General features: G+C 31.5%; 24 protein-coding genes and 2 pseudogenes. 20 read left to right on the top strand and 6 right to left on the bottom strand.

Annotation, left to right across the window (positions count from 1 at the left end):
• Positions 1 to 19 precede the first annotated feature (19 nt).
• A complete protein-coding gene (locus ACFWDE_RS24750; protein ID WP_377895368.1) occupies positions 20 to 1,243 on the top strand; it encodes a methyltransferase domain-containing protein in 1,224 nt (407 codons plus the stop codon).
• Positions 1,244 to 1,355: 112 nt separating this feature from the next.
• Positions 1,356 to 2,660 (top strand): MFS transporter, encoded by a 1,305-nt coding sequence (locus ACFWDE_RS24745; RefSeq protein WP_377895365.1) that lies wholly within the window; start codon positions 1,356 to 1,358, stop codon positions 2,658 to 2,660.
• A 186-nt stretch (positions 2,661 to 2,846) separates the two neighbouring features.
• On the opposite strand, the pseudogene ACFWDE_RS24740 reads toward ACFWDE_RS24745, so the two are convergent.
• Positions 2,847 to 3,716 (bottom strand): annotated as a pseudogene (locus ACFWDE_RS24740) (SDR family oxidoreductase).
• Between the two features lie 143 nt (positions 3,717 to 3,859).
• Here ACFWDE_RS24740 and ACFWDE_RS24735 point away from each other — a divergent pair.
• Positions 3,860 to 4,243: a winged helix-turn-helix transcriptional regulator gene (locus tag ACFWDE_RS24735; protein WP_377895363.1), complete on the top strand. Its 384-nt coding sequence runs from the start codon at positions 3,860 to 3,862 to the stop codon at positions 4,241 to 4,243.
• Between the two features lie 91 nt (positions 4,244 to 4,334).
• Here ACFWDE_RS24735 and ACFWDE_RS24730 read toward each other — a convergent pair whose 3' ends face one another.
• On the bottom strand, positions 4,335 to 5,033 hold the full coding sequence (locus tag ACFWDE_RS24730; RefSeq protein WP_377895361.1) for a hypothetical protein: 699 nt from the start codon (positions 5,031 to 5,033) through the stop codon (positions 4,335 to 4,337).
• Positions 5,034 to 5,549: 516 nt separating this feature from the next.
• Here ACFWDE_RS24730 and ACFWDE_RS24725 point away from each other — a divergent pair.
• Both ACFWDE_RS24725 and ACFWDE_RS24720 read left to right on the top strand, forming a co-directional pair.
• The gene (locus tag ACFWDE_RS24725; protein ID WP_377895358.1) at positions 5,550 to 6,350 is read left to right on the top strand and encodes a GNAT family N-acetyltransferase; all 801 of its coding nucleotides are present in this window, start codon (positions 5,550 to 5,552) and stop codon (positions 6,348 to 6,350) included.
• A gap of 45 nt (positions 6,351 to 6,395) precedes the next feature.
• Positions 6,396 to 7,271 (top strand): glycerophosphodiester phosphodiesterase, encoded by an 876-nt coding sequence (locus ACFWDE_RS24720; RefSeq protein WP_377895356.1) that lies wholly within the window; start codon positions 6,396 to 6,398, stop codon positions 7,269 to 7,271.
• A gap of 133 nt (positions 7,272 to 7,404) precedes the next feature.
• On the opposite strand, the gene ACFWDE_RS24715 is transcribed toward ACFWDE_RS24720, so the two are convergent.
• Positions 7,405 to 7,818, bottom strand: a complete 414-nt coding sequence (locus ACFWDE_RS24715; protein WP_377895355.1) for a magnetosome magnetite crystal formation protein family — start codon at positions 7,816 to 7,818, stop codon at positions 7,405 to 7,407.
• Between the two features lie 139 nt (positions 7,819 to 7,957).
• Positions 7,958 to 8,425: a DUF2306 domain-containing protein gene (locus ACFWDE_RS24710; RefSeq protein WP_377895353.1), complete on the bottom strand. Its 468-nt coding sequence runs from the start codon at positions 8,423 to 8,425 to the stop codon at positions 7,958 to 7,960.
• A 175-nt stretch (positions 8,426 to 8,600) separates the two neighbouring features.
• On the opposite strand from ACFWDE_RS24710, the gene ACFWDE_RS24705 reads away from it, so the two are divergent.
• Positions 8,601 to 9,131 carry a DUF4269 domain-containing protein gene (locus ACFWDE_RS24705; protein ID WP_377895350.1) on the top strand — a complete coding sequence of 177 codons (531 nt, stop codon included), beginning with the start codon at positions 8,601 to 8,603 and terminating at the stop codon, positions 9,129 to 9,131.
• 45 nt (positions 9,132 to 9,176) lie between these two features.
• Here the strand turns inward: ACFWDE_RS24705 and pdxR are convergent, their stop codons facing one another.
• A complete protein-coding gene (pdxR, locus tag ACFWDE_RS24700) occupies positions 9,177 to 10,610 on the bottom strand; it encodes a MocR-like pyridoxine biosynthesis transcription factor PdxR (protein ID WP_377895348.1) in 1,434 nt (477 codons plus the stop codon).
• Between the two features lie 152 nt (positions 10,611 to 10,762).
• Here pdxR and ACFWDE_RS24695 point away from each other — a divergent pair, with 152 nt between their 5' ends.
• The 11 genes from ACFWDE_RS24695 (at position 10,763) to ACFWDE_RS24645 (ending at position 19,479) form a co-directional block, all read left to right on the top strand.
• On the top strand, positions 10,763 to 11,674 hold the full coding sequence (locus ACFWDE_RS24695; protein ID WP_377895345.1) for a DMT family transporter: 912 nt from the start codon (positions 10,763 to 10,765) through the stop codon (positions 11,672 to 11,674).
• A gap of 268 nt (positions 11,675 to 11,942) precedes the next feature.
• Positions 11,943 to 12,866 (top strand): nucleoside hydrolase, encoded by a 924-nt coding sequence (locus tag ACFWDE_RS24690; RefSeq protein ID WP_377895343.1) that lies wholly within the window; start codon positions 11,943 to 11,945, stop codon positions 12,864 to 12,866.
• Between the two features lie 77 nt (positions 12,867 to 12,943).
• A complete protein-coding gene (locus tag ACFWDE_RS24685) occupies positions 12,944 to 13,402 on the top strand; it encodes a GNAT family N-acetyltransferase (protein WP_377895341.1) in 459 nt (152 codons plus the stop codon).
• Positions 13,403 to 13,465: 63 nt separating this feature from the next.
• On the top strand, positions 13,466 to 13,912 hold the full coding sequence (locus ACFWDE_RS24680; RefSeq protein ID WP_377895338.1) for an NUDIX domain-containing protein: 447 nt from the start codon (positions 13,466 to 13,468) through the stop codon (positions 13,910 to 13,912).
• A gap of 199 nt (positions 13,913 to 14,111) precedes the next feature.
• Positions 14,112 to 14,393, top strand: a complete 282-nt coding sequence (locus tag ACFWDE_RS24675; protein ID WP_377895336.1) for a heterocycloanthracin/sonorensin family bacteriocin — start codon at positions 14,112 to 14,114, stop codon at positions 14,391 to 14,393.
• 113 nt (positions 14,394 to 14,506) lie between these two features.
• Positions 14,507 to 15,535 (top strand): serine hydrolase domain-containing protein, encoded by a 1,029-nt coding sequence (locus ACFWDE_RS24670; protein WP_377895333.1) that lies wholly within the window; start codon positions 14,507 to 14,509, stop codon positions 15,533 to 15,535.
• 31 nt (positions 15,536 to 15,566) lie between these two features.
• Positions 15,567 to 15,710, top strand: a complete 144-nt coding sequence (locus ACFWDE_RS24665; RefSeq protein ID WP_002013225.1) for a hypothetical protein — start codon at positions 15,567 to 15,569, stop codon at positions 15,708 to 15,710.
• Between the two features lie 278 nt (positions 15,711 to 15,988).
• On the top strand, positions 15,989 to 17,197 hold the full coding sequence (locus tag ACFWDE_RS24660) for an L-lactate MFS transporter (protein WP_377895331.1): 1,209 nt from the start codon (positions 15,989 to 15,991) through the stop codon (positions 17,195 to 17,197).
• Between the two features lie 163 nt (positions 17,198 to 17,360).
• Entirely contained in the window at positions 17,361 to 17,804 is a 444-nt protein-coding gene (locus tag ACFWDE_RS24655) for an NUDIX hydrolase (RefSeq protein WP_377895329.1), read from the top strand.
• A 30-nt stretch (positions 17,805 to 17,834) separates the two neighbouring features.
• Positions 17,835 to 18,965: a DNA polymerase III subunit beta gene (gene dnaN / locus ACFWDE_RS24650; RefSeq protein WP_377895325.1), complete on the top strand. Its 1,131-nt coding sequence runs from the start codon at positions 17,835 to 17,837 to the stop codon at positions 18,963 to 18,965.
• 22 nt (positions 18,966 to 18,987) lie between these two features.
• Positions 18,988 to 19,479 (top strand): NUDIX hydrolase, encoded by a 492-nt coding sequence (locus ACFWDE_RS24645; protein WP_377895322.1) that lies wholly within the window; start codon positions 18,988 to 18,990, stop codon positions 19,477 to 19,479.
• A 236-nt stretch (positions 19,480 to 19,715) separates the two neighbouring features.
• On the opposite strand, the gene ACFWDE_RS24640 is transcribed toward ACFWDE_RS24645, so the two are convergent.
• Entirely contained in the window at positions 19,716 to 20,678 is a 963-nt protein-coding gene (locus tag ACFWDE_RS24640; RefSeq protein ID WP_377895320.1) for an MBL fold metallo-hydrolase, read from the bottom strand.
• Positions 20,679 to 20,974: 296 nt separating this feature from the next.
• Here ACFWDE_RS24640 and ACFWDE_RS24635 point away from each other — a divergent pair, with 296 nt between their 5' ends.
• From ACFWDE_RS24635 to ACFWDE_RS24625, 3 genes and pseudogenes are all read left to right on the top strand, one after another.
• A complete protein-coding gene (locus ACFWDE_RS24635) occupies positions 20,975 to 21,277 on the top strand; it encodes a hypothetical protein (protein WP_377895318.1) in 303 nt (100 codons plus the stop codon).
• A gap of 135 nt (positions 21,278 to 21,412) precedes the next feature.
• Positions 21,413 to 22,522: pseudogene (locus tag ACFWDE_RS24630) on the top strand (hypothetical protein).
• A gap of 117 nt (positions 22,523 to 22,639) precedes the next feature.
• Positions 22,640 to 23,035, top strand: coding sequence for a RidA family protein (locus tag ACFWDE_RS24625; protein ID WP_377895316.1), 396 nt, complete (start codon positions 22,640 to 22,642; stop codon positions 23,033 to 23,035).
• Positions 23,036 to 23,866: the final 831 nt, after the last annotated feature.

The following is a 23,866-nucleotide window of genomic DNA, read 5'->3' as shown; positions in this document are numbered from 1 at the left end:
ATATATTGGTAGTGATATTATGAAAATCGGTAAATTTGGAGAAAAAAATAATTTAAGTATAGATACGATTAGACATTATATGGATCTCGGACTAATTATCCCTGAAAAGAAGGGTGGCCATTATTTTTTTGATGAGTATTGTCAAAAAGATATAGAGCTTATATTAGAATACAAATGGCTAGGATTTAGTTTGAATGAAATTAAAGAACTTTTTCTTTATAAAAGTTTAGCAAAATCTATGAATTACGAAAAAGATACTTTTTACCAATCTTTATTTAAATTGAAATATGAAAAGGTTAAACAAGAAATAAAGAGTTTAAAGGAAAGAAAAGATAAATTAAAGGAAGCGTTAAATGATTTATCTATAACAACTGAGATTTCTAATTCAATTTTAGGGGTAGATTTAAGGGTACTTAACTTTCTTACATGTTTTAAGTGTAGCGGAAATTTAATTCTTCAAGATGGAATTATTAATAGTAATCAAATTACGGAGGGGAATTTAACTTGTAATTGTGGCGAAGAGTATGTTATTGCTTCAGGGATTTTAACAGCAGGTAAATCATTTGAAACGTCTGACAGGGCTTCTTTTGAAGATCCTATTTCAGATTATATCCATGCAACTGATTCTTCTTATTTGGAGAATATACATAGAGTAGGAGAATGGGCGAAAAAGAAACTAAAACAACTAGATTTAAATGACAAGGTAATACTTGATATAGGATCGGGTCTTGGCTTCTTTTTACGAAATATTTATGAAGAGCTGCCGGAAGATTGCTTATATATTGCTGTTGATCGAGATTTGAATAAACTTCTATTTTTAAAAGATGTAATTGAAAAAAGAAATTCCAAAAGAAACATTCTTTTTATTTGCGCTGATTTTTTAAGTATACCTATTCAGAATCAGTCTGTTGATATTGTAATTGATCAGTCTGGTACAAGTAATTACAGTTTTGAGCATGAAAAATTTTTATTGAACGAATTAAACTATCTATTCAAACCTGATTGTTATTTATTAAGTTCATTTATTGTATTTAAAAATTTTGGCATAAATAGCCAAATTACAACTAGATTAAGAGATAATTTTACGTCTTCAAAAGTGAAGGGAGAAATCCAAAAGCTACAGTTTAATTCCATAGATGAAAGAACTTCAGAATATATAGAACGAGGGGGAAAATACGAGAATTTCTTTGTTCAAGGAGAAGAAATTTATACATATTCATTTTTCGGAAAAAGATGGGGTTAACCCCATCTTTTTTAATTTTTCTTTTAAAAGTTTTAATACTAGCATATTGATATTGGGTTGACCCGAGAACTTACACTGTACGTAATACAAAGTTAAGTGGGAGGGAAAAGTTATGGGGAGTTTACGATTACATTTACAAAATGAAAAAAGCAACCAAGAACTAAAAAATATTTGTCTCTATGTAATTGGGAAAACAGTATCAATATTTGGTAGCTCTATTTATAGTTTCGCATTAGGATTATATGTTTTACAAACAACCGGATCAGCATTAAATTTCGCAATCACACTCATTTTAGGAACGATTCCAATGATTGTTATGAATCCATTTGCTGGCGTAATCGCAGATAAGGTTGATAAAAAGAAACTAGTTGTTTGTATGGATCTACTAAATGGAGGCTTATTAATTGCTATTTATATAGTAAGCAGCAATTATGGATTAAACTTATTCATCATTTATGCTACTACCTTTCTTATGTCTGTATTTACAACATTCTTTGGAATAGGGTTAGAAGCCGCAAAACCAAATATCGTCTCTGAAAAGAGGTTAATGAGTATTAATTCTATAAGTAAAATTATTGATTCTGTATCTTTGATTCTCGGTCCTATGTTAGGTGGCATCGTTTTTGCTGTCTTAGATATAAAAACTTTTATAATTATAAATGGTATTTCATTTATTCTTTCGGGCATATCCATAATGTTTATTCACTTAAAATTGTTCAAGCACGACATAAATGAAGAATGTTTAATAAGAGAAATTAATTTTATTAAAGATTTAAAGGAGGGGTTTTCTTATTTACTTGAAAAAGAAAGCTTAAAGAATACATTTCATATTTTAATTTCGCTTAATTTCTTCTTAGGATTTGCTGTAACTGTTCCATTACCATACATTATTAACACAGTTCTCAATCTTAGTTCTAAGCAATTTGGTATCATTCAAGGGACTTTTCCAGTAGGGATGATAATTGGTGCAATTTTAGTAAAAAAGATAACTAATCGTTTTTCTTACTCTTATCTTTTGAAAAAGCTAGGTTCAATGTTGGCAGTTTTTATGATTATTTCAGGAATTCCAGTTCTATTCAAAAGTTTTGAAGTAAATGATTTTGTATACGTTATTACGTATTGTGTTGTTATGTTCTTTTTAGGGCTAATAATAGCGTTAATTGATATTCCTTTAATTTATTTCATGCAAAAAGAGATTCCTGATGAATATAGGGGGAGGGTACTCGGTATTGGATTAAGTATAGGTAAAATGATGCAGCCAATAGCATTGGCATTATCAGGATTATTATTAAATTATATCCCTGCTTACACGCTTCCAATTACAGGAGGGATAGTATTTCTTATTTTGAATAAGGCTTATTCAAATAAGTTGAACTTAGAAATTCATTCAAAAGATTATAGTGTTTTGCGTAGCTAAGTAAATTTGTTAAGTAACAAAAAGATGTTTATTTTGCAATAAAGTCCTTTAAAAAATAATAATGTTGTTTAAAAATCCTTCTTTAACTAAAGTGATAGATGGTCGAAGTAAAGGCAGTAATAAAAAAGTGCCAGTCCTAATGTGGACTGGCACTTTGTAAAATACAAAATTTATTATTTGATTTATCTATTTTGTATTTACTAATAAATGTGTTAATGCTTGCTTTAATGGTGTAGCCTGACGTTCTAATAAGAAATTCAAATGGGTATGTGTCGATTCTAATCCTCCTTCACGAATCCCTTTTTGAGTCATTACTAACATTGGAAGGTAGGCTTCAGGTACTCCAGCACCTTTTAACATTTCTTCATAAGAAGAGTCATCTACTTCTAATAAAGGAATTTCTTTTCCTAATACTTCACTTAATGTATCAACAAATTGCTGTTGTTTTAAATTTTCACCAGAAAGTTCATAAATCTTATTTTTGTGACCATCAGCTACCAAAACATTCGCTGCTGCTTCAGCTAAATCCGGACGATATACCCAACCGATTTTCCCTTCTCCTGCAGAAGTCACCCAAGGGGTACCAGCCATACAGCTTTGAATTGTACCAAGTTCATTTTCTACATACCAGTTGTTACGCAGAATCACATAAGGAATACCTGATTCAATAATTGCTACTTCACGTGCTCTATGCATGCCCGCTAGGAAGAAGTCATTTCCTTCTGCTCTTGTAACACTTGGATAAATAATTTATTTTACACCTGTTGCTTGGGCAGCTTCTACTGCATTTGTATGCTGACGTATAACTGTATCAAAGTCACCAAATGTTGACATGATGAATAAACGATCAACATCTTTGAATGCTGAAAACAAGGTTTCTTGATTTTCAAAATCCGTTACACGTACTTCTAAGCCTTGTTCCTTATAGCTAAGTGCTTTTTCAGACTTGTCATCACGTACACCAACAAGTATTTCTTCAATTGATAATCTGGTAAGTAAATACTCAACAATTTTAGAACCTAAATTTCCGTTTGCACCTGTTACTAAAACTTTCATACAATCTCCTCCGTTACATACAGCGTTATTTTTGATTTTTGTATACATTACATATACTATTTCTTAAGAAGGATTTATGTAAGTAGGCACAATTTAATAACATAGTCATAAAAATAGTACTTAGCGAAAAAGGAGATTTTATTATGGCACGTTTTAGTTATCAAGATGAATCGGTTTCTAAAGAAACACAGCAAGAAATTTGTCCATTAACAGTTACCCAAAATGCAATTGCAGGAAGATGGAAAATCGTGATTTTGTGGCATTTAAGCAAAAATGAAATTATTAGGTTTAATGAATTATTGAGGATGTTACCTGGTATCTCAAAAGGAATCTTAACTAGACAATTAAGAGAGCTTGAAGAGGACGAGCTAGTACACAGAGAAGTTTATAAAGTTGTTCCACCAAAGGTAGAATATTCTTTAACAGAGCAGGGGAAAAAGTTTATACCTGTATTAAAAGCAATGCAAGTCTGGGGTAAAGATTTACTAAATAAAAAAATAGAGATGTATGAAAAGCATAAGGACTAATAAATTATTAATACCTTCCTATTACCAATAGGAAGGTATTAAGTTCAAATTAAATACGGAACAATTTATTAATGTAAGTTGTACTGGAAAACTATCGTAATTCAGCTGTCTTTCTAATAACTATTTTATCAATATCATCTTCTTCATCACCAATAAATAATCCGCGCTCTTTTAAATATGTTTCGAAGTATAAATCTGCTTCTGCACGTTCATCATATGGCTTTACAGATAGAACGAAACCTAATTTATTTTGCTCCTCTAAATGAGAAGTGGAGATGTAAGCCGGTACATTGTGGCGCAAAAAGAGCTCTTTAACCGGAATAATCATATCTTTCATTAATTTCGTTAGCATACCCATTTCAAACTCAAAATTAAAGCGATCTATACTAGATAAATCCGCGAATACTACACCAATAAAACCTGTATTAAATACTTCTTTATATTCTACTTCTTCGTTACCGTAAAAATTCTTTTCGATTAAATAATTTATAAAGTAAGCAACGCCATCACTTTGTTCAAACGGTTTTGTTGAAAGAACAAAGCCGATTTTCTTTTGTTTATGTAAATACACACATGACATGTATGCGGATATATTATGTTCTTTAAATAATGCACTCGTTGCTCCAGATAGACCATCTAGTACGTGATGAACAATTTGAAGTTTTTTACGAGCGAAATAATAGGATTTCTTTTGTAACTCCAATGTATCAATAAAGACAGAGCCAATAAAGCCTGTATTTGAAATAATAGGTGTTTGCTTTTTTCTTCCTCTGCGCTTCGCTGGAGCCATTGATAAAATCATCCCTTCATGTACGATTAAAATAAAAAAGAACGTTTGTTCGTATATTTATATTTTACTATTAAAACGCACTAAAGTAAAGGGTTTTTGACGAAAAAACAACAAAAAAGACACCTATAAAAGGTGCCTTAAACGTTGCAGGGAAGAGGTTTCATCCCATTATTTATATTAAGATACAGATACAATCTCTTCTGTATCCTCTACATCTAAATGACAGTCCATTGTACGAACATCTTGATCTTCATGACTTCCGAAATAAATAGTAATTTTCATATGTATCGCTCCTTTATTCTAGGAATACCTAAAATAATTACTAGTAATGTTAATGTTTATTATATACCACTTTTTTCATTCCGACAATATTATATCATTTTTAATTCTTATTATGCTACATTGTGTGATATAAAGGGGTTAAAAAGAGGGATTTCATTGATTAAGTGAAATTTCTTATATGTTATATTTAATATAGGTATTATTTAATTACTATTTTTTAAAGGAGCATAATTGATGAATTATCAAAAGTTACTTATAGATAATTTTATATACAAAACTTCATATGTTGCTCGTTATGTGCAAGGGATGAGTGTAAAGAAAACGAAGAATTATATTGCAGTTAACTGTGGTTTACCTACAGATACATTTAATATTATTACTTTATTAAACAGTAACTTAACGGAAGGAAACGAGGAATTATGTGCGGAGATAGAACAATTTAATCAAAAAGGGTTTCCTATAAGTGTTTGGTATTGGGATTCAAAGCGAGAGAATACACTTAAGTACGAGTTACTAAAACTTAGATTAATAGAAGCGGAAAATAATATTGCAATGGTTGCAGATTTAAAAACAATTCATCCTACATTAGACATACCAGCAGGTTTTATAATACAAAAAACAACTTCGCCGGTACAAATACAAAAATTTGGCGAAACGTTAGCGGCTTTATTCGGTACATCAGTAGAAGGTACTCACGTTCAAGCGTACTATAATCAAATTTCCTCTTTAGATTTATGGAATAGTGACGACATGAAACTATACTTAGGTCTTTATAAAGGTGAGGTAGTATCTGTTGGCTCTTTAGTATGTACGAAAGATAGTGTCGGTATTTATGATATAGCGACTAAAGAAGAAATGAGAGGAAAAGGTTTTGGCTCTACTATGTTTAATTTCCTGCTGCAAGAAGCTAAACAACTAAAAAATACGTATTGTGTATTACAAGCTTCACCTGATGGAATAAATATTTATAAAAAATCCGGCTTTCAAGCTGTAGGACAAATGACTGTTTTTGAAAATCGTCATTTATTTGAGTAAATGATCAAGTCAAATTGTTTTAAATATAGGAGTTAACATACTGTTATGAACAAAATATCTCTAATTACAATCATTTGTTTCTTCATAGTAATAAGCATCTTTGTTTTTCAACAAGTAAATGAACATAATTATATAAAAGCTACTAATCAATCAAATCATATAAAAAACATTGCACATAGAGGTGCTTCTGCATATGCACCAGAACATACAATAGCAGCTTATAAATTAGGGCGACAATTAAAGGGTGATTACATAGAAATAGATCTTCAAATGACAAAAGATGGACATTTAATAGCTATGCATGATGAAACATTAAACCGTACAACTAACGGTATGGGATTAGTTAAAGAACATACATTAGAAGAAATAAAGAAACTAAATGCAGGTTCTTTTTTCAATAAAAAGCATCCAAATTTAGCAAAAAAAGAATTTGAAGATGCTAAAGTTCCAACACTAGAAGAAATTATTGAAACGTTTGGACATAATGCTAACTATTATATCGAAACAAAATCACCAGATGAATATCCTGGAATGGAAGAAAAACTATTAGAAATTATAAATCGCTACCAAATAAATGATAAAGCTATTATTCAATCATTTAGTGAAGAAAGTCTGCGAAAGATTCATAATTTAAATACCAATATACCGCTAGTACAATTATTATCATATAAAAAATCAGTTCAATTAACAGAATCAGAAATAGAAAAGTATAAAACATACTGCATAGGTCTTGGTATGAATTACAAATATATTGATGCAGCCTACGTAAAAAAAATAAAGAATTATGGATTAGAAGTTCATCCATTTACAGTAGATACTGAAAAAGATATTAAAAAGTTACTTTCTTGGGGCGTCGACGGGATGTTTACTAATTATCCGGATCGTTTACATTCAATATTGGATGGAAAAAATCATAAATAAAAAGAATTACCCAATAGGAAATGATATACGGCTGTTTTCATGATGGTAATATCATTGAATACCTTGGGCCGAAGTTTAAATAACTATGCAAAAGAGAAACCAAAAAGAATCCAATAAAAATATTGGATTCTTTTTATTTAGTTCTATGCACCCATCGTGAAACAATAGGATAATGAAATTCTTTATTTTGTAATTCATATAAAATCCCTTTAAGTGGTCCTAAAATTACAGCAGCTAAAAGTATTATATATAGTGGAATTGTTCCAAAAATAACAAATAAGGAATTTGTACTCAAGTCAATGTGTAATAAAGAAAGCATGAGTGTACGGACTACTACGAAGTTCCAAAGAAATACAGTGAGCCATACTCCAAATTGGAAAAGGGCTGATTCTAGATTCATTTCTTTTATACTTTGTGATTTGAAAACGAAATAAAGTATGAGCGGTATAAAGAAAAGTGTATTACCAAAGAGGAAAAAGGCCAAGAAAGATAATAAAGTAATTCCATGTATCGCTAGTTTAATGTTTTTATCTTGTGATAGTATCATTAAAATCCTCCTATATTTAATTTAAATGGAATAATATAACCCATTATATCATCGGAAACATGGAATCAAAATAATAATACTACTTGCAGTATTAAGCATAATTTTTCATAAGCTTACTTAGAAAGTAATCAAAATGTAATTAATTCTTCCTTTGTTTTTTATATTTTTTTGATACACTGGCTACGAGAGGAATGGCAATTAAGGTAGGTAAAAACCAAAACCATATAGGCGGCAGTAAATTAATAATTGGAATATGAATTCCGACGTTTACTAAAAGTGCGGTTACGGCACCGATATAGGAGCCTAACATACCTCTAATATGGTGGCGAATCCAATTTTTCCAACGCTTTTTTCTTGCAAGGTAGCCATAAATCGCAAATGAATAAGAGAAAATTGCTACATAAAATAAATATGCGATTTCATCCCAGTTTATAATGGATAATAGTATTGCAGTAAGGGTGATGACAACATACGATGCATGATATATTTCGCCCCATTCCGTATGTTTTCCTTTCTTTTTTTGAGCAACCATCGCTACAATGCCAGTAATTAAACATATGGTTCCAAATAATATGTGTATGGTCAAAAGAATGTTGAAAATGCTCATAAAAGTTCCTCCTTTTTTATTTTTATAGTATTGCAGTATAGGAGAAAAGTTGAAAAATATAGTTAGTTCGCCTTAATATATTGAAATAAGGGTACTCCTAGAACAAAATGAAATGATTGAATTTTTTCTCAAATTTAGTGAGATGAGTATTACGTTAAATGAAGGAGAGACGTTTATGTTTACATCTATCACATACTTACAATCTGGGAACGATAAACAACAAAAAGTTTACGACGTTATGAATAAACTAAACATAATGGCGGATTTAGCTTTATATAGTCCTGTACTTTGCGGGACAATCCCTATTAGAATTGATACCCTTCACTCTGACTTAGATATTGTAATGGAAGTACATAATTATGATGTTTTTGAACAGGAAATTAGATCTTTGTATGGTTCATATGAAGGTTTTGAAATGAAAAAGAAAAACATTAGAAATATCTTAACAATAAAGGCAACTTTTCAATTGGAAGGTTTTGAATTTGAATTATTTGGTCAACCGCAGCCAGTGCGTAACCAAAATGCATATAAACATATGATAGTGGAGCACATGCTATTAATGCAGCATCCCCATATTAGAAAAAAAATCATCCAATTAAAAGAACAAGGCATAAAAACAGAACCGGCTTTTGCACAAGTATTAAAAATTGACGGAGATCCTTATGAAGAACTTATTTTATTAGGACAGGAAATGAGATTGTGGTAAATAAGGTACAAATAAAAATCCTCTTTATATAAAAGAGGATTTTTATTATGCCATTAACTTACGAATCAAATTACTTAATATATAAATACCTTGAGTAATTTGTTCAGGGGAAGCATATCCATACGATAAGCGTATGCACTGATCCGATTCTTCTTCATAAATACGTCCTGGGTTTAAAAGAACTCCCTTTGATAGTGCCTCTGAAAACAGTTTTTTCATTGGAATGTTAGGTACAACCGTTAGCCATATAAAAAATCCACCACTTGGAATATCCCATGTAGCAATATCTGCACAATACTTGTCTAAAGCTTGTACCATCATTCGTCTGCGCTCTTTCAGGTGGATCCTTACGTTCGCAACGTGTTCTTCATAAAAACCTTTACTTAACCATTCTGCAGCAACTCTTTGAGATAAAGAACTCGATCCATAGTCTGTTTGCATTTTTATGTCTGATAATCTATCAATAACTGGCTCTGGTCCGATAATCCAACCAATTCTAAGTCCTGGACTAAGCGTTTTAGAGAGACTACCAATATATAATACATGTCCATGTTTATCCATTGATTTTAACGGAGGTGGAGGTAGTTCATCAATCCATAACTCACGATAAATATCATCTTCAATGATAGGCAATTGTTCTTTTCCGCAAATTTTTAGTATTTCTTTTCGGCGCTCTATGGACATTAATGCACCCGTTGGATTTTGAAAACAAGGAATCGAATATAAAATATTTTTCTTTTGACTATAATTAATTCGTCTTATCAAGTCATTAGGAAAAATACCATGATGATCCATCTGTATTCCAGAAAGGTGAATATTAGCCGATTGAAATACATGTAGTGAATATAAGTAAGATGGTTGTTCAAGTAAAACAGTTGATTCTCTACGTAAGAGACCAATTGATATTAATTGTAATGCCTGCAATGCACCAGAGACTATTAATACAGAACTTGGAGATGTATTTATTCCGAATGATTTTACATAATTACTTATCGCTTCACGTAAAGGGAAATATCCTTTTTGTTCCTCGTATCCGAAATAATCTAGCTCCTCACATACATTTCGCATAATAAATTGCATAGTTTCTAACGGGAAAAGATGAGGTGCAAGTTCTCCTTTACTAAGATGAATGAATTTTTTGTTTACTTCTGCTTCATTAATTTCTCGAACCATTAATTTACTTGGTTTATGAATACCGGCTTTCACATATTCACTCCAATCAGGAGGGGGATTAGTCGCTAATAATGACCATGTATTATTCTTTACAATTGTTCCTGCTCCGATTTGCCCTTGAATTAAGCCATCTGCCATAAGTTCTTCTAGTGCGGTTATTACAGTACTACGATTTACATGAAATAATTTCGCTAACTGCCGCTGGCTAGGAATCTTACTTCCAATCGGCCATTCTCCGTATTCGATTTTTTCTTTCATATAGTCTATTATCTGCCGATATTTAGGCAGTTTTTTATCAGTAGACATATTAAAAACTCCCTCATTCATTTTAAAAATGCAAAGTGGTTGGTTTTTTCGAGGAATAACTGGTTGAAGACATTGTACCAACTATTAAATATGATGAAAAGAAATAATTGGTAATTAGAAAATGGCTGATTTATTGGAGAGGGAGAGAAAATATGTATAATAAAAAATGGGATTTTCGTATTGTATGTGCTCACGCTTTTACGATTCTTATATGGGGAACAGCTTTTCCAGGAATTCGGATGGGGCTTGAAGCTTACACACCTGAACACCTTACTTTGCTACGATTACTAATCGCTTCTTTAATTCTTATTCTGTTTTCGTTAATATACAAATTACGTTTACCTGATTTAAAAGACATTCCAGTAATTTTTATATTTGGTGCTCTAGGATTTACTATTTATCATATTGCACTGAACTACGGTGAGAAGAATGTGAATGCTGGACCTGCTAGTTTAATTGTATCTGTAACACCTATATTAACGGCAATTCTTGCTTCTGTTTTTTTGAATGAAAAAATGAAATTAAATGGTTGGATCGGTGGTGTAATTAGTTTAGCAGGAATTACTTTTTTATCATTAAGTCAAGGAGATTCCATTCAATTGAATAGTGGGATATTCCTTATATTATTTGCGGCATTTTCAGAAAGCCTATTTTTCGTTTTCCAAAAGTCGTACTTAAAAAAGTACGGTTTCTTGCCATTTACAATATATACAATTTGGTCTGGTACTGTATGTATGCTTATTTTTTTACCAGGGATTTATCAAGAAATCGTAGCAGCTCCTATTGAGGCTACTTTGAGTGTTATATATTTAGGTGTGTTCCCGACAGTCCTGCCGTATATTGCATTAGCATATATTACATCCCATGCCGGTGCTTCTGAGGCAACAAGTTCTCTATATTTAACACCAGTAACTGCATGCTTTATTGCTTGGGTATGGTTAGGTGAGGTGCCAACCTTTGTTTCGATAATTGGAGGGATAATTACTATACTTGGAGTTGTGATTGCTCATTTAACATTTAAAAAAGATAATTATGAGCAAATCGAGAGCGAAAAAGTATGGTAAGACACCTCTGCGAGTAGTTGTACAATATTGAACTAATATGGGGTTTTTAATATAGATATAACGGAAAATATCTATATTAATATGCACTAGTCCAGCATTTGTACGGAGTTTAATTATACTGTTAGATGATTACCAGAGTAAGAACTAGTATAATACCAGTTCTTTTTTATCGCCACACTACTCACCATTAATATTTGCTTAGAAGTGTATAGATTTAAATTTTTTTCACATATACATAATTATCTTACCTATGAAAGGGGAACGTTTCTTGAAGAAAGTTTTATTTTTCGGAGACCCAGGTATTGATGATTCATTTGCAATTATGTACGGATTACTACATCCTGAAATTGAAATTGTTGGTATCGTAACTGGATATGGAAATGTTGAACATATACATGCCGCTCATAATGCCGCATATATTTTACAGTTAGCAAACAGACAAGATATTCCTGTAATTAGCGGTGCAACAAAGCCACTTACAAATGAAATTACAACGTATTACCCTGAAATTCATGGGCCAGAAGGATTAGGACCCATACATGTACCGGAAAGTGTGTTATCTATTCCGATATACAATTTTGGTAGTATTGCTGCGATTCTTGTAAAGTATGGAGAAGATTTAACAATTGTTGATGTAGGAAGATCTACCTCGTTAGCGATTGCTTTTAATTTATGGAACGACTTGATGTTAAATGTAAAAGGAATTTATTTTATGGGTGGTGTCTTTTTAGAAGCAGGGAATGTTACTCCATTAGCAGAGGCAAACGTGTACGGAGATCCTATAGCAAGTCAAATTGTATTTCAGCAAGCGAAAAACATAACGTTATTCCCTTTAAATGTAACAAATAAAACAGTTTTAACACCAAATATATTTACTTATATTTTAGCTAATACACAAAATCCATTTAAGCCGATTATGAAACCCATGTACGATTATTATTTATCAGCATACCAAAAACTCAATCCATCTATTGAAGGGCCATTATTACACGATGTACTTGCTATAAGTGGTTTAGTGAATCCTACATTTTTAAATTATACATCCCGAAAAGTGACTGTGGATATATGTGGCGAAACGAAGGGACAAACTTTTGCTGATTTTCGCCCACACTCTAAATCTGAAGGGGCGCGTATAGCGTTACAATTAGATGAGGAAAAATTTATTCAGGATTTTATGAAAATCATGTTATGAGTTGATGTCGAAAAAGGGAATCATTTCACTCCGTTGAATATAAAAGATAAATTCTCTTTTTAAAGGAGCTTAAAATAGTGAACGTCCAATTAAAAATTGTTACGAGAGAAAATTGGGAAGATGCATTAAAGTTACAAGTTAAAGAAAATCAAATGCAATTTGTTCCGGCAGTGGCAGTATCACTTGCTAAAGTATACATAAAACCAGATGGTGAAAACGTTAAATATATTCCCTTCGCTATATATGATCGTGATCTTATAGTTGGTTTTATTATGCAAGCTTTTGTACAGGAGACAACAGACATGTATTGGATAAATGGATTTATCATTGATAAAAAGCAGCAAGGAAAAGGGTACGGCAAAGCAGCATTGCAAGAAATCATTAATTTAATAAAAAATAGATTTAAAGAGTGTAAAGAAATTAGATTAACAGTACATAAAGATAATATCTCTGCAAAGAAACTATATGAACGTTACGGTTTTCAGCCATTAGGACATGATTATGACGGTGAACAAGTGTATCGTTTATTTGTTTAACTTTAAATAAGGCAAATGACTTTTTTAATCAAGTATAAAGTAAATAATTAGGAGGAATATCAATTGAACAGTAAATTACATCACATTGTACGAGCTGTTATGATTAAAGATGAAAAATTGCTAGTTGCTGAATACATAGGACATCATTATTTTTTACCCGGTGGCCATGTTGAAATTGGGGAATCAGCAGAGAATGCACTAATAAGAGAGTTGCGAGAAGAACTTGGAGTAACTTGCAGTATAAAACAATTTTTAGGCGTCATAGAAAATCAATGGCAAGCCAAAGAAATGCTCCACCATGAAATTAACCACATTTTTGAAATAGATTCAAATGAGTTAAAACCCGATTTCACTCCAATATCTAAAGAGTCCCATTTAGCATTTCACTGGATTGATTTTAATAAAGAAAATATAAACTCCTATACAATAATGCCAACACCTTCAGTAAAAGCATTACTAGAAAGAAAATTAAGTGATGAACTATTAACTTGCTGGATTAGTAACTTTTAATCGTCTCTATTTATATTAATTCCGTCCACTAAAAGAATATAAAGAAAATAGGCTCATAAACAAGGTACATCACCTAGTGTAAAGTCATATTTTGTTGATGTACGCATTTAGTCTATAGCCTTATTTCTACTTTATTTTTAAAAGTAAATAAACTTGAAAATTTGGACGGAATTCACATTTGTAAATGGAGGGTTTCATAATGAATGATTTTCAACAAGAACTACAAGCGTTAAACCTTAATGCTTATCAACCTGGTAATGTTGTGTATTGGGATCAGCAACAAAATCAATATCCATATTACTACATTCAAGACGATGCACGTCGTTGTGGCGGATGCGGTGGCGGCGGACGTTGTGGCGGTGGCGGTTGTGGTGGTCGCTGTGGTGGTTGTGGCGGCGGACGTTGCGGCGGTTGCGTAGGTTGTGTAGGCTGTGTTGGTTGTTTCAGCTGTTCTAATTGCTGGAACTGGTGGATTATTTAAGTACTATAGATCAATAATATTTCACATGAAAGAAAAGTGCAGATGCAAAGTTATAATGTATTGAAACTTTTCTTTCATGCTGTTATTTTTATATGTTTTAGGGGGATATTTATTTGTACAAATATGAAAAATTAATTTCATGGGTAGAAAACATTAAAGAGACAAATCAAAGTTCTACGGCAGCACTTTGTATTATGAAAGATAATAAGATTGTGCTAGAGCATTATAGTGGAACGCATTCAAATACTCCTACTAGTAAAAAAGTAACTATATCTTCACAATTCAATGTCGCTTCCGCAAGAAAAAGCTATTTAGGATTAATGGTAGCTTATGCAGTTTATGAGGGGAAAATAAAATCTCTTGATGACGAGGCTGTAAATTATTTTAAAGAATATGATCCTTCATTACTTGGAAAGACAACGATAAGACATTTAGTAACTCATTCACACGGTTTAAATGAAACCGATGATGGGACAGCTTTTCGTGAATTTGAGCCGGGACAAGCTTGGGCGTACAGAGATATTAATGTAAGAATGGTGACGCAGCTTATTTATCAACTGTATAATAAGAGTTTTCCTGAACTATTAAAGGAGCGTGTATTCATACCTGCTGATTTCAAAGAAACTGGATGGAGAATAAAACAAGATGATAATTTAGTTAAGGTTGTTGTAAACCCAGATGAAGATGCAATAAGTAGTGTTGGTGCAGTAGATGACGGCTCCGAGAAAAATCTTTTTGTCTCTGCGAGAGAATTTGCCTACTGGGGGAACCTGCATTTAAATAAAGGGTTTTTAAATGGTAAACAAATTGTGCCAAAAGAAGTTATAGCACTTGCTACGAGCTTACAAAGTCCGGAGTATACAAATAAAGAACTACCTCAAAACGGGTTGTTTTGGTTCGTTCAAAATGAACCTGCTTTATTTAGCGAACTTGGTGAGCGAGTTCCTAAAGGTTCCTATCAAATATTAGGAATTACAGGACCAACGATATTAGTCATTCCAGAATATAATGTCGTCGTTGCTAAAATGTACAATAAAAGATACAACTATGGTGGGGATAATTATTTATATTATTTACGTGAATTTAGCAATTTAGTCGCTGATACATTTAGTAGCAGTAAAAATACTATGGTTAGGGTATAACTACTCCTATAATAAAAAGGAGTGAACTTTAATGAAAAATGAAGTGAATAAAAATAAAAAGCAAAATATAAAGGATGTAAACACAGAACAAAACGCGATTTATAGCGATCCGAAAGATGCAGCTAATATGCAAACTGTACCGCAGCCGAAAGACTTTGAGGAAATTGAATATTAATTTTCTCTCCGACTTATTTATGAAAGAAAAATACGTCTTAAGTCTCATCACTTTCAGCAAATTATTTGATAACATATATACATAAGCATTCGAAAATGTCTTATCTTAACAAAGCTTTCTTTAAATGCTGTATATAACCTACAAAAAGGCACTTCTTGATGAAGTGTCTTTTTGTGTAAGCTAACTTAATTTCCATTTTCCGTACAGTATCTTGCAATTTATCATGGATATACTAACTGAGAAAATTCATGTCATGAAAAAAGAAGAGGACAGTTAGTATGAAACAAACATCTATAAATCCGCTATTAATTGTTCTAGGTACAATCATTGTTCAAATTGGCCTAGGAACAATTTATACATGGAGTTTATTTAATCAGCCCCTTGTAAGTAAGTTTGGATGGAACCTTAATTCAGTCGCAATCACTTTCTCTATTACGAGTTTTTCTTTATCATTTTCAACACTATTTGCAGCAAAGCTACAACAAAAATTAGGACTTCGTAAACTCATTGCTACTGCAGGTATTGTTCTAGGACTCGGTTTAATACTCAGTTCACAAGTTTCATCATTACCATTACTTTATTTATTAGCTGGTGTTGTTGTCGGTTATGCAGATGGAACTGCGTATATTACATCACTATCTAATTTAATTAAATGGTTTCCGAATCGTAAAGGGCTCATTTCTGGTATATCTGTTTCAGCATACGGAATGGGTAGCTTAATCTTTAGATATATAAACGGGAATCTTATTAATAGTCTTGGTGTATCACAAGCATTTTTATATTGGGGTATTATCGTCTTACTTTTAGTATTGATTGGATCGTTCTTCTTACGCGAAGCAAATGTAAGTAACACCGTAACTGAAACATTACACAATGACTATACTCCGCGTGAAATGATGCGAACGAAACAAGTATATCTCTTGTTTTTTATGCTGTTCACATCATGTATGGGTGGTTTGTATTTAATCGGAATGGTAAAAGACATTGGGGTGCAGCTCGTTGGTCTTAGTGCAGCAACTGCAGCTAATGCCGTCGCAATGATTGCCGTCTTTAATACAGTGGGGAGAATTATTCTCGGAACGTTATCGGATAAAATAGGTAGATTAAAAATCGTATCTGCAACATTTATTATTATTGGATTGTCCGTTTTCACTTTAAGTTTTATTCCATTGAATTACGGTATTTATTTTGCCTGTGTAGCAAGTGTTGCTTTTTGTTTTGGTGGTAACATCACTATATTCCCAGCCATCGTCGGGGATTTCTTCGGATTAAAAAACCATAGTACGAACTACGGAATTGTTTACCAAGGCTTCGGATTTGGTGCACTCGCAGGATCATTTATCGGAGCACTACTCGGCGGATTTCAGCCAACTTTCATTACAATCGGCGTTTTAAGTATTATATCATTCGTTATCTCTATATTAATCCGGCCTCCAAATGTAGAAAAGAAGAAGGAAATAAAACAATTAAATCGAAAAATAGCTTAATGCTAAAAAAGAGTCCTTATGATAGGACTCTTTTTTTGTGTGTTTATGAACGTGATATCGTTTCATATTCGTTATTTACTCGAATTACTATTTATGAAGCAAAACGATTTAATGGTAGAATAAACAGAAGACAGAAAATTCTTTTCATTGAAGGGGACTACATATGAAAAAAGTAAATGTTACATACGCACTTCTATATGATGAAACGCATGAAAAGCTCTTAATGGTTAAAAACAAAGGGGAAAATGGTTCTTATTACACCTTACCAGGTGGAGCAGTTAAATTCGGGGAAACGTTAGAAGAGGCAGCAATTCGTGAAGTGAAAGAAGAAACAGGGCTAGATATATCCGTAAAAGGGGTTTGTTCCATTAGTGAAGCTTTTTTCGAGGAGAGAGGACATCATGCAATCTTCTTTAATTTTTCAGGAGAAATAATAGGAGGGGAAATCTGCATATCACGTCCAAAAGAGATCGAAGAAATAACTTGGATGGAATTGTATAAAGCAGAACCTTATTTACGTATACCAGAACACTTAAAAGGCTTTTTACAAAAGAAAGAAACAGTACCTTATATTTTTAATGGAACTATAATTCATCAATCTTCATAAAGATATTATTTCATTTAAGGCGGGGGAAAAATGGAGTTTATTGTTAATCACAAACACTTTACACAGGCACTTTCAGAAGTAAGTAAAGCTATCTCGACAAAAACTTTAATTCCTATATTATCCGGAATTAAAATAACAGCAGATCAATATGGAATTACTTTAATCGCAAGCAATTCAAACATTTTTATTGAAAAGTTTATACCTAGTTCAAGTGAAGACGTACAAATTGTAACTGTTTTAAAAGCAGGGAGTATTGTTGTACCGGCAAAATATTTCATTGAAATTATTAAGAAAATGCCAAGTGAGATTTTAATAAAAAGTATGAATGAGCAGTTGATTACAATACAATCTGATGAAATTACTTTAAACTTAAATGGATTCTCGTCAAATGAGTTTCCTAATGTACCATTTATAGACGAACACTCAGAAATAAAAGTAGAAACGGAACAATTGATTGAAGTATTTAAACAAACTGCCTTTGCAGCTGCTAAAAATGAATCTAGACCCGTTCTTACTGGCGTACATATCGTTTTTGATCATAATAAATTAATTTGTGCTGCGACTGATTCGCATAGACTGGCTTTATGTGAAATATTAATTTCATCTCATGCGAAAGCAAATTGCATTATACCAAGTTCAACTATTAGTGAACTTCTAAAATTAATGAACAACAATTCAAACTTTGTATACATATATCTTTCAGAGAGTCACATTATTTTTAAATTCGGTACAATTACGTTGTATTCAAGGTTAATTGAAGGGAAATACCCTAATATATCTAGCCTAATACCGAATGAGTTTCAAACGGTAATTAACATAGATAGAAAAAAGATTTTACAAGGTGTAGATCGATCTAGTTTATTAGCAAGTGAATGGGCGAATAACAACGTAAATTTAGAAATCATCGACGAATCCACAATAAAAATATCTTCTAACGCTTCTCAGGTCGGTAAGATATCCGAAACACAACAAATAGATACGATTCATGGAGAGAAGCAATTAAATATCTCTTTTGATGGACGTTTTATGGTTGATGCTTTAAAAACAATGAAAGAAGAAACAGTTACTTTAAGTTTTGGTGGTTCTATGAGACCGATATTAATTGAAGCAGGTGAACAATCTGCAGTAGTACATCTTATATCACCAGTTAGAACTTATTAAGAACAAAGGAAGGAATTAAAAAATGTACAAGCATACTTTATGTTTTATAAAAAGAAATGAAGAAATACTTATGCTAAATAGAGAATATGATCCTGTAAAAGGATTATGGAACGGTGTAGGAGGGAAGATAGAAAAAGGAGAAACACCGTTAGAAAATGCAATTCGTGAAATAAAAGAAGAAACAAATATAGATGTTGAACAAAATCAAATTCAATTTAAAGGCATTATTAAATGGGAGGACTCTCCATACTCTGGCGGCATGTATGTTTATGTAGTAGAACTACCTTATGGATTTACATATCACACACCTAAAAAAATAGCCGAAGGGATTTTAGATTGGAAAAGTGCGACCTGGATATTAAGCGACTATAATTACGGTGTAGGAGAGATGTTACCTAAATTATTACCTGAAGTACTTCATAATGAATTAATATTAGAGCACTCTTTTGTATTATCTAATCATAAATTAATAGATTATAAGAATGAAGAGTTGGTTAAGCAGGACACTATTTAAGAAATAAATACAAAAAAGTAAACTTTTCAACAGAGAAAAGCGAACAATTCTTAAATAAGGGATTCACCAGAAATTGTTCCGAAAGAGAAAAAAATCTTCATCAATAGGTAACCCTGCCAATGTATCTGAATCAGTTGCACCAGAGAATAATCAATGTTTGAACAAATGAAATGAACATGAATGCAGAAAAAAGCGCGAATCCCTAATAAAAAGGTTCGCGCTTTTTATATTTATAATTAAATTTCTCTCCACCAAGCGGATGTAGGATAATCTTTCGTTTTAATTGCTATAGTTTCACCTAGTCGTGGTGTAACAATATTAATCCCTAAACGATTTGCTTCTTTCGTAACTCGCTCAATTGGATCGCTCCATTCATGTAACGCTAAAGTAAAAGCACCCCAATGGATAGGAACAAGCAATTCTCCTTTAACGTCTATATGAGCTTTAACTGTTTCTTCAGGCAACATATGAATAGCAGACCATCTCGTATCGTATTGCCCGCATTCCATTAAAGTAAGATCGAATGGACCGTATTTATCACCAATTTCCTTAAAGTGAGGAGCATAGCCACTATCGCCACTAAAGAAGACTTTCGTTTCTTGACCAAGGATAACCCATGAACACCATAACGAACAATCTCTATCTGTCATACTACGTCCTGAGAAATGCCTTGCAGGTGTACAAACTAATTTAATATTATCAAATGCAATTTCATCCCACCAATTATGCTCACTAATTTTATTAGGTGAAACACCCCATTTAATAAGATAACGTGCAACTCCAGTCGGAACATAAAAGTGCTTTGCGCGATCTTTTAACTGCATAATACTTTTGTAATTTAAATGGTCATAGTGATTATGCGAAATGATAATCGCATCAATTTCCTGAAGATCTTCACGTTCTAAAGAAAACGCGCCACTATACCGCTTACTATTAAAAACAGGAAATGGGGAAGAGGCATCGCCAAACATAGGATCTAATAATAGTTTTTTACCTTCTATTTTTAAAAGAGAAGCAGAATGACCAAACCATGTAACACTCTCTAAAGACTCATTATCTTTATTCGATAAAACAATAGGTAAATTCTTTATAGGACGCAGCTTTGTTTTCATTTTAAAGTAATCAGTCATTAAACCTATAATATTTTTCGGTTTAAAACTTACATCAGTATGGATTTGATTTGTATATTTCTTTTTCATTAGTTCTCCTTTTTACGTTTAACAATATACGTATGTTGTTATTGTAGCTATTTGTAGTGTAAACTATATCGTTTTACCTTTCATCTTTAATGCAGTACATTTCATAAATTCGTCAAATTCATTATTTATATATATAAAATGAAATTCATTTAGCAGCAGCTAAAACTAATATTATGTAATTGTAGATTGTTTTAATCAAGTAAATTCCTTCTCGAAAATCACAAAAAGCGTACGTTTCATCATATGTTTAAGAAGCAGATATTCATCTAATTATTCAATGGAAGGAGAGTCTTTACATGCATGAAGGAAATAAAAAGAAGTCAAAATGTAAACTATCAAGATTTGAAATGATTCAGCTTTATACAGAAGGGAAGAGAACCTCAGAGATCGCTATGCTTGCTAATGTGTCTGCTAGGTATATCCGCATGGTTTTAACAGACAATAACGTTCCAAGGCGAGCTATAGGTAGTTGGAAGAGAAAGTATGACATAAAAGAAGATTATAGCGAATTGACATTTAAAAGTTGGTTAACAAATGATAATCAATTTAAAAAAGACTATGAAGAAATCAATTTAACATATACCAATAATTCATTATAAAAACCCAAAAAACCTTAGTATAACTGTACTAAGGTTTTTAATTTGAGCTTATTAGAGGATACTTATTTTTATTTATAGAACATAATTAATACATAGATTTTACAATTGACTTAATTAAAAAGGAGGGATTCAATGATGCTTGTTAATAATAATACTCCAGAGAAAATACTACAAACAGATTATGAGACTAAAATGATTTCATCTGGAGACAACTCTCCATCTATAAAAATAAGTGGAACAAATCTTCAACATTTGCTTGTAATGCTCCATCTGAGCAAAGAATCAAATGCTATAAAAACGAAGCTAAATTGGACTAACGAGGAATTCGAAAAACAAATGCATGCACTAGAACTAGAAGGTTTATTGAAAAAGACAGAAGGGAGTTACTATCCAACGTGTATGGTTATATCAGCTAATGAAGGAGAAAAGCTGTATAACCTATGTGAGCCTCTAATTAAACCTACACTTAACATAATTGAGAAGTATTATAATTAAATTGATGCTATTTCCAAAAGAATCGAGACATTTAATCATTTATCTAAAGAATCGTATAGTCTTTTACTTTATAGCGGTGTGTTATTAGATTTTGGACAAATAATTAACATTGAAGAAAACTATTTAGAAACAGAACGGCCTTTGAGAAACAATAAAAGATATTATTATGCGATTCAAGAACAAGAACAAACAGACAACGAGGCCTTTGGAATGTATGGTAATACGTATTTGGATTTAGAAGAATATCAAATTGGACTTTATGGAAACACTCGATATACAACTTTGAATTTAATAACTGCGAATAAAGAAACGTTTGAAGAATATTTTCACGATGCTATTACCGATATTAATTATACGAAAAAGCAATTAGTTGAAAATTTTGTAGCAGTAGATAGACAAGTAGACTTAAATTTAAATGTATTATACGAAAAATTAGGCTTATATCAAAATTCAAAATCAATTATCCCAGTTTTTAAAGCCGCAGACTTATCTATACTTAGTGAAATCGCGAACACGATTAGTGAAGATTTGATCTTATTATTTAAAGAAAATGAGAAACCTTTAAAAGAATACTTTGCAAGCAGCAGATACTCGAAAGAAATTACTTACGAAGAATTTTTTATTTGGTGGTATCACTTTTTCTATACAAAAGTAACTGAAGAATTAATAAAACAAGGCGTAATTAATCGGCATTCAAGAAAATCAAACATATATAATCTGTTAAATACCCAATTTTATAAATATCAGTAGCATATTATAACTTCACATATGTAGCAGAAGGATATGTCAAAAGTAAAATAGACAATTACCTAAAGTTGTATATAGAGAAAAAAAGAGAAAAAAAGATACAAAAAGGAGCGAGGGACCTTGCAAAAGAAATTTATCAATCCAGAAAATATGCCAACGACTTTCGGATATTCGCATATAGTCGAGGTTAATAATGCTAAACGAACAATTTACATATCTGGACAAGTAGCGATCAATACTGACGGTCAAATTGTTGGCATTGGTGATTTAGCTATACAAACGCGACAAGTATTTGAAAATATTAAAAAAGCATTAGAAACTTCGGAATTAAAATTTAATGATGTAGTAAAATTAACATTTTTCTTAACAGATATTTCTCAAATGGCCATTGTAAGAGAAATTCGAGATCAATACATTGATACTAAGAATCCACCAGCAAGTTCAGCTGTAGAAGTTAGAAAGTTAATTAACGATAACTTATTAATTGAAATCGAAGCAATTGCTGTAGCAAACTAATTTAAAAACTTATTATCAATTAAATTAATATCGAAGCAATTTGTTTAAAGTTAACGATTAAACAAATTGCTTTTTTATCTTAACTAAAATTTGTTTGCGGTATTATTTATGAAAATAAACAACAAAAATATATTAGAGCAACTTATCCGAGCTATTAAGCTTTATCAATTCATATAACACACAACCAATCATGAACAAAGAAAAGGGAAGTGTAATAACTTAAATTAACATATGGTAAGTTTATTACTTTTTCTAGTTAACATAATATATATTATACAAAGTTGTATAGAGTAAGTGTTTCTCTGTATCAAAAACCAAGTAAACTATACTTGATGAGATGATACGGGAATTTTTAATGAGATTTATACTAAATCGAACTTAAATGCTTTTTTACGTTTTTATCACTTAATTTATATTTAATCCGTTCATAGCAAATTCGAACTTAAAATTCATAAATCGTTCTATTTACAAATATAAAAAAATTTTACGTAACGAACGATACATTTTAAAAAAATTTAAATTCGATTAAAGTGTTTTTATTACTAATAAATTTCCCACTGATTGATTTATCATTTTTAGCTACATGTTACATTTTTTTATTTATTTCATATCCTTGCTTGACTTTTATTACGATTGCTATTTTTCAATTTAGTTAACATAATTAAATAGTCTTAAAACAAAAATCTTCCTAACTGTTAGGAAGATTTTTTAACCCTTAAACATATATACACCAATAAATTGGATCCTTTTCCCTATTTAAACATGAGCAATGCTCTAGATTGTTATTTTAATAGCAATCCCAATTATAAATAACATTGGAAAAATCTAGGC

It is taken from the genome of Bacillus sp. NPDC060175 (genome assembly GCF_042728695.1).
Classification (GTDB): Bacteria; Bacillota; Bacilli; order Bacillales; family Bacillaceae_G; genus Bacillus_A.
Note: the sequence above shows the minus strand (reverse complement) of the source record. Positions and strands in the feature narration are given on the sequence as shown.

Excerpts from the sequence above, each read along its gene's own strand:
- ACFWDE_RS24750 (WP_377895368.1), top strand. The coding sequence starts at position 20 with ATGAAAATCGGTAAATTTGGAGAAAAAAATAATTTAAGTATAGATACG.
- ACFWDE_RS24745 (WP_377895365.1), top strand. The coding sequence starts at position 1,356 with ATGGGGAGTTTACGATTACATTTACAAAATGAAAAAAGCAACCAAGAA.
- ACFWDE_RS24735 (WP_377895363.1), top strand. The coding sequence starts at position 3,860 with ATGGCACGTTTTAGTTATCAAGATGAATCGGTTTCTAAAGAAACACAG.
- ACFWDE_RS24730 (WP_377895361.1), bottom strand. The coding sequence starts at position 5,033 with ATGGCTCCAGCGAAGCGCAGAGGAAGAAAAAAGCAAACACCTATTATT.
- ACFWDE_RS24725 (WP_377895358.1), top strand. The coding sequence starts at position 5,550 with ATGAATTATCAAAAGTTACTTATAGATAATTTTATATACAAAACTTCA.
- ACFWDE_RS24720 (WP_377895356.1), top strand. The coding sequence starts at position 6,396 with ATGAACAAAATATCTCTAATTACAATCATTTGTTTCTTCATAGTAATA.
- ACFWDE_RS24715 (WP_377895355.1), bottom strand. The coding sequence starts at position 7,818 with ATGATACTATCACAAGATAAAAACATTAAACTAGCGATACATGGAATT.
- ACFWDE_RS24710 (WP_377895353.1), bottom strand. The coding sequence starts at position 8,425 with ATGAGCATTTTCAACATTCTTTTGACCATACACATATTATTTGGAACC.
- ACFWDE_RS24705 (WP_377895350.1), top strand. The coding sequence starts at position 8,601 with ATGTTTACATCTATCACATACTTACAATCTGGGAACGATAAACAACAA.
- pdxR (WP_377895348.1), bottom strand. The coding sequence starts at position 10,610 with ATGTCTACTGATAAAAAACTGCCTAAATATCGGCAGATAATAGACTAT.
- ACFWDE_RS24695 (WP_377895345.1), top strand. The coding sequence starts at position 10,763 with ATGTATAATAAAAAATGGGATTTTCGTATTGTATGTGCTCACGCTTTT.
- ACFWDE_RS24675 (WP_377895336.1), top strand. The coding sequence starts at position 14,112 with ATGAATGATTTTCAACAAGAACTACAAGCGTTAAACCTTAATGCTTAT.
- ACFWDE_RS24665 (WP_002013225.1), top strand. The coding sequence starts at position 15,567 with ATGAAAAATGAAGTGAATAAAAATAAAAAGCAAAATATAAAGGATGTA.
- ACFWDE_RS24660 (WP_377895331.1), top strand. The coding sequence starts at position 15,989 with ATGAAACAAACATCTATAAATCCGCTATTAATTGTTCTAGGTACAATC.
- ACFWDE_RS24655 (WP_377895329.1), top strand. The coding sequence starts at position 17,361 with ATGAAAAAAGTAAATGTTACATACGCACTTCTATATGATGAAACGCAT.
- dnaN (WP_377895325.1), top strand. The coding sequence starts at position 17,835 with ATGGAGTTTATTGTTAATCACAAACACTTTACACAGGCACTTTCAGAA.
- ACFWDE_RS24645 (WP_377895322.1), top strand. The coding sequence starts at position 18,988 with ATGTACAAGCATACTTTATGTTTTATAAAAAGAAATGAAGAAATACTT.
- ACFWDE_RS24640 (WP_377895320.1), bottom strand. The coding sequence starts at position 20,678 with ATGAAAAAGAAATATACAAATCAAATCCATACTGATGTAAGTTTTAAA.
- ACFWDE_RS24635 (WP_377895318.1), top strand. The coding sequence starts at position 20,975 with ATGCATGAAGGAAATAAAAAGAAGTCAAAATGTAAACTATCAAGATTT.